Here is a 4,702-nt window from a genome sequence, read left to right on the forward strand (position 1 = left end):
GTGGCGAGGTGGCGCGCGGCGGCGGGCACGGCGGCAACAGGGAGTTGGCGGCCAGTTCACGCAGCTGGGTGATGGCGCCGTCCAGGGAGCCGGTGGGGAGTCCGGCCTGCACTTGCGCGCGTTCGGACGGACGCAGATCCTCCAACTTCATCAGATGGCAGTCGGGGTGGCCCAGGGATTGGCCGTAGCTGATCTGGGATAGGTCATTGCGTGCGTTCAAACAGCCCAGCAGATAAGGCTCGTGCAGGGGCATGCCCAGCAGGGACCCTTGGATCCCGCGCATGATCGACACCGTGCCGTTGTACTCGGCGACGTAGTAGTTGTTGCGGATGATCGCGCGACCGATGAACAGCGCCGCGACAACCAGGACCGCCGCCAGCACCGCGGCAAGCATGATCCGCCGACGCGACCAGCGGTGCCGGTGGAAAGTCTCGGCCGACGGCGGTACCCGCTTGACGGCTTCTTTGCGGGGGGTTATCGCAGAGGCACGTCCCGCGGCCGTGTTCGGCAGGGTCAGTTGGTCGTCGTCACCGGATACCGCTCCGGCCAGAATCGGCTGGGTCTGGCCGTACTCGTAGTCGACGACGTCGGCCACCACGACGGTCACGTTGTCCGGGCCGCCACCGCGCAGCGCGAGTTCGATAAGACGGTAGGCGCTTTCGGCGACGTCGGGGATCTTCAGGGCCTCGTGGATGGTCTCGTCGCTCACCGGGTCGGACAGCCCGTCCGAGCACAGTAGGTAGCGGTCACCGGCCCGGACTTCGCGCATGGTCAGGGTGGGTTCAACCTCGTGACCGGTCAACGCCCGCATGATCAGCGATCGCTGGGGGTGGCTGTGTGCCTCCTCCGCGGTGATCCGGCCCTCGTCGACCAGGGTTTGGACGAACGTGTCGTCCTTGGTGATCTGGGTCAGCTCACCGTCGCGCAGCAGATAGCCGCGGGAGTCACCGATGTGCACCAGACCAAGCCGGTTGCCGTCGAAAAGGATCGCGGTGAGGGTGGTCCCCATGCCCTCGAGGTCGGGCTCCATCTCGACCTGGGCGGCGATGGCCGAGTTGCCGGCGCGAACCGCGGCCTCGAGCTTGCCCAGCAGGTCCCCACCGGGCTCGTCGTCGTCGAGATGGGCCAGTGCTGCGATGACCAGTTGGGATGCCACTTCGCCGGCGGCGTGACCCCCCATGCCGTCGGCCAGCGCCAGCAGCCGCGCGCCGGCGTAGACGGAGTCTTCGTTGTTGGCGCGTACCAGGCCGCGATCGCTGCGGGCCGCATATCGCAGGACCAGGGTCACGAGCGCCGCTCTCCCCCACAGGCGGGTGGGGGTACCTCCCACGTGTGGCGGCGTGCCCCCACCTCATCGCTGCGCCCCCCGCAAGCGGGCGGTACCCCCACTGCATCGCCGCCGGCGCGGGTCACGGGCGCAACTCAATTGCCGTCTTGCCGATCCGAACCGGCACCCCAATCGGAACTCGTACCGCAGTCGTCACCTTCGCCCTGTCAAGGTAAGTGCCGTTGGTCGATCCTAAGTCCTCGACGTACCATTCCGATCCCCGCTGAGAGAGCCGGGCGTGCCGTGTCGAGGCGTAGTCGTCGGTCAACACCAGGGTGGAGTCGTCAGCGCGTCCGATCAACACCGGTTGTCCGCTCAACGTAATGCGCGCGCCCGCCAGCGCGCCCTCGGTCACGACGAGGTAGCGGGCCGTCTGCCTGCGCTGACGCGACGGTAGTAGCGTGCCGCGCAACGCGAGCCCGCGGCGCACCATCACGGCGCCGGTGGGCGCGTAGATGTCGGTGCGCAGCACCCGCAGCACCGACCAGATGAACAGCCATAACAGCATTAAGAAGCCGGCGCGCGTCAGTTGCAGTACTAACCCCTGCATCTGGCGTCCTTTCCGTCCTGGCGTCCGTCCTGGCGCCGCCACCCCCGCGCCGGTGATGCCGAGAAGTTCAGCAAAGTCACGATACTGGTCAGGCTGTCGGTGCGAGGTAAGCGAGGCAGCATGGTGCCCAGAGGGTTCAGTGAATGCGGACGATGATCTCGGAATGGCCCAAGCGGATCACGTCGCCGTCGGCCAATTGCCACTCCTGTACCGGTGCGTTGTTGACGGTAGTGCCGTTGGTGGAGTTCAGGTCCGTCAGTAGCGCGACCTGCCCGTCCCAACGGATCTCCAAGTGCCGGCGTGAGACCCCGGTGTCCGGCAACCGGAACTGGGCGTCCTGTCCGCGCCCGATGATGTTGGAGCCATCGCGCAGCTGATAGGTGCGGCCGCTGCCGTCGTCGAGCTGCAGGGTCACCGTATTTCCTGGTGACCCGTAGCCGCCTTGGCCATAACCGCCGTAGCCGCCCGCCGGCTGGCCATAGTCGGGAGCAGCCGACTGGCCGTAGTCATAGTCGCGAGCCGGCTCGGCGTACCCGCCGGCCTGGGCGGGGTAGCCGCCGGGGGCCGGCGTTTCGGCGTACTGGGTGTAGTCACCTGATCCGTATTCCTGACGGCCGTATCCGCCGCCACCCTGCTGATAGCCCTGCTCGTAGCCGCCTTGCTCGTAGCCGGCGCCCTGGTCGGGATATGCCGGCCGCTGTGGTTCCGGCGGGGCCTGTGGCGGAGCGCCAGGACCACCAGGAGCGCCGTAACCACTGTCCTCCTGACGCGCGGGTTCACGGCCATAGTCGCCATAGTCGCCGTAGCCGCCGTAGCCGGGCTGGCCGCCGGGTGGTTGGCCGTAGCCGCCGCCGGGTGGTTGGCCATAGCCGCTCGGCGGTTGTCCGTACCCGCCGGGTGGTTGGCCGTAGCCGCCGCCGGGTGGTTGGCCATAGCCGCCCTGGCGGTAACCCTGGTCATAGCCGGAACCGGAGTAGCCGGGCGGACGCTGCTCGTACGACGAGGGGTAGCCCTGGTCCTGGTAGCCGCGCTGTTCGGGGTAGCCGCCTTGGTCTTGGTAGCCCTGTTCGGGGTAGCCGCCCTGGTCTTGGTAGCCGCGCTGTTCGGGGTAGCCGCCTTGGTCCTGGTAGCCGCGCTGTTCGGGGTAGCCGCCGCCCTGGTCCGGCTGACGTGGTGGCGGCGGGTATCCGGGCTGGGGTGGGTAGCCGCCGCCTTCCGGCGGATATCCACCGCGCGGGTCCGGCCCGGCGGGCGAGCCACTGCGTGGCTCCTCTTGCGGACGCGCGTACCGGTCGTCGTAGTACTCGTCGGGCCCCTGCCCCGGACCGCCGCGGTAGCTCGAGTTGTCAGTCATCGGTGGTACTCCTGGTTCTGCGCCAAACGCGTGGTTCGATTGTGGCCGGACGTAAGCGGTGACCGTCGGGCGGGGCTCGACGTCGGGGTTAACAGTCCCGCGGGCGCGGAACTGGCCGGTATGCAGGTTCGGCGATTGCTCGAACCGGACCACCACATCACCATACGTTTGCCACCCCTGTTCTTGGATATAGTCCGCCAAGTACCGAGCAAATGCCTTCGACGTGAGATCCGGGTCTGCACCCAATTTCTCCGAGTCGTGCACACTGAGGGTAATGATGTACTCGTTGGGCGCCAAAAGGCGATTTCCCTCGAGTGAGCGCACACCATCCGCGGCTTCCCGTCGCAACAGGGCTTCCACCTCTTGCGGGACGATCGATCCCCCGAACATCCGGGCAAATGCATCCCCGACGGTTGACTCGAGTTTGCGCTCGATGCGCTGAACCAGGCCCTTCTGGCTACCCATTTTTGAGCGCTCGCCTCACTAGATTCTGGTCATCGTCGGCGCGAGGCAAACGACTTGCCCGCATCTGGTGGTCACAAAACATGCTATCGGGACACCGTGACGCAGTGGCACCGTGAGAATCCTGAGAAAACATCGCGCAGGTGACAGGCCAGTACCAAGGACTGCCAAGGACCGAGCGAGTTCCGCTCCGCCCGAGGCCCGCTCCCCCGCCGCGGGTTGTCGACCTGCCGGCGGCGGTTGGGGCGTGCGGCTACTACAGTGGTATGGTCCTCCGGTTGTTTCGGGCGAGTGGCGGAATGGCAGACGCGCTGGCTTCAGGTGCCAGTGTCCTTCGGGACGTGGGGGTTCAAGTCCCCCTTCGCCCACTGTTGCGAGTGAACCGCGCCAGGGGTGTCGAGTAGTGCACCCCGCCGCGGTTCATCCACCGCCTCCATGAGTTGGAAATCCTCGCCGAGAAGTGCCGAGAAGAAGGTGGCCCGGTGAGTCGTGCCCAAGTGCCCGGCGGGGTGGTGTATCGGCTGCCCGCCGACCTGCGTAAGGCGTTGATCGCCAACGCCACGGCTCTGGCTGCGTGGAACGACATCACGCCGTTGGCGCGCAACGAGTTCATCTGTTGGGTCGAGGACGCCAAGCAACCGACGACCCGAGAGCGGCGCATCCGCCGGACCCAGGAGGAGCTAGAGGAAGGCAAGCGCCGCCCTTGCTGCTGGCCCGGGTGCCGGCATCGCGAGCGTACTGGCAGGTAACCGCCTTTCTGGAGCACGTTCCTGAGTGCGAGCCCGCCTGCACCCGATCGCCGCATCGGCGTCTCAATTTCGGCTCGACACCGCCTGTCCCGCACCGCCGCTAGCTGGCTGTAGGTCGTGTCAAGTCATAGGTTGGTGCGTGGGGCATTGTCGCCGGTGGTTGCTGGCGTTAGAAGACCTGGCCGGAGTGCGCGGTGTGCTGTGAGGAGTGCCGAGCGCCCACGCTGACTTATGCGACCTCACACGGTTGGTGGGTCATC

At 66.9% G+C, this 4,702-nt stretch carries 4 protein-coding genes and 1 tRNA gene; 2 read left to right on the top strand and 3 right to left on the bottom strand.

Annotation, left to right across the window (positions count from 1 at the left end):
- The 3 genes from EET03_RS27505 to EET03_RS27520 form a co-directional block, all read right to left on the bottom strand.
- Positions 1–1,288, bottom strand: a 1,288-nt coding sequence (locus EET03_RS27505) for a PP2C family protein-serine/threonine phosphatase (RefSeq protein WP_136625769.1), incomplete at its 3' end; no start/stop codon positions are given.
- A 121-nt stretch (positions 1,289–1,409) separates the two neighbouring features.
- Positions 1,410–1,877, bottom strand: coding sequence for an FHA domain-containing protein FhaB/FipA (locus EET03_RS27515; RefSeq protein ID WP_023369070.1), 468 nt, complete (start codon positions 1,875–1,877; stop codon positions 1,410–1,412).
- 136 nt (positions 1,878–2,013) lie between these two features.
- Entirely contained in the window at positions 2,014–3,696 is a 1,683-nt protein-coding gene (locus EET03_RS27520; protein ID WP_075542309.1) for a DUF3662 and FHA domain-containing protein, read from the bottom strand.
- A 282-nt stretch (positions 3,697–3,978) separates the two neighbouring features.
- Here EET03_RS27520 and EET03_RS27525 point away from each other — a divergent pair.
- Both EET03_RS27525 and EET03_RS27530 read left to right on the top strand, forming a co-directional pair.
- Positions 3,979–4,061, top strand: a tRNA-Leu gene (locus tag EET03_RS27525).
- Positions 4,062–4,175: 114 nt separating this feature from the next.
- Positions 4,176–4,442 (top strand): YdeI/OmpD-associated family protein, encoded by a 267-nt coding sequence (locus EET03_RS27530; protein ID WP_075542310.1) that lies wholly within the window; start codon positions 4,176–4,178, stop codon positions 4,440–4,442.
- Positions 4,443–4,702: the final 260 nt, after the last annotated feature.

The sequence above is a fragment of the Mycobacterium innocens genome, from assembly GCF_900566055.1.
GTDB classification, from domain to species: domain Bacteria; phylum Actinomycetota; class Actinomycetes; order Mycobacteriales; family Mycobacteriaceae; genus Mycobacterium; species Mycobacterium innocens.

Bases quoted from the DNA above. Each gene is read 5' to 3' on its own strand.
- EET03_RS27520 (WP_075542309.1), bottom strand. From the start codon at position 3,696: ATGGGTAGCCAGAAGGGCCTGGTTCAGCGCATCGAGCGCAAACTCGAG.
- EET03_RS27515 (WP_023369070.1), bottom strand. From the start codon at position 1,877: ATGCAGGGGTTAGTACTGCAACTGACGCGCGCCGGCTTCTTAATGCTG.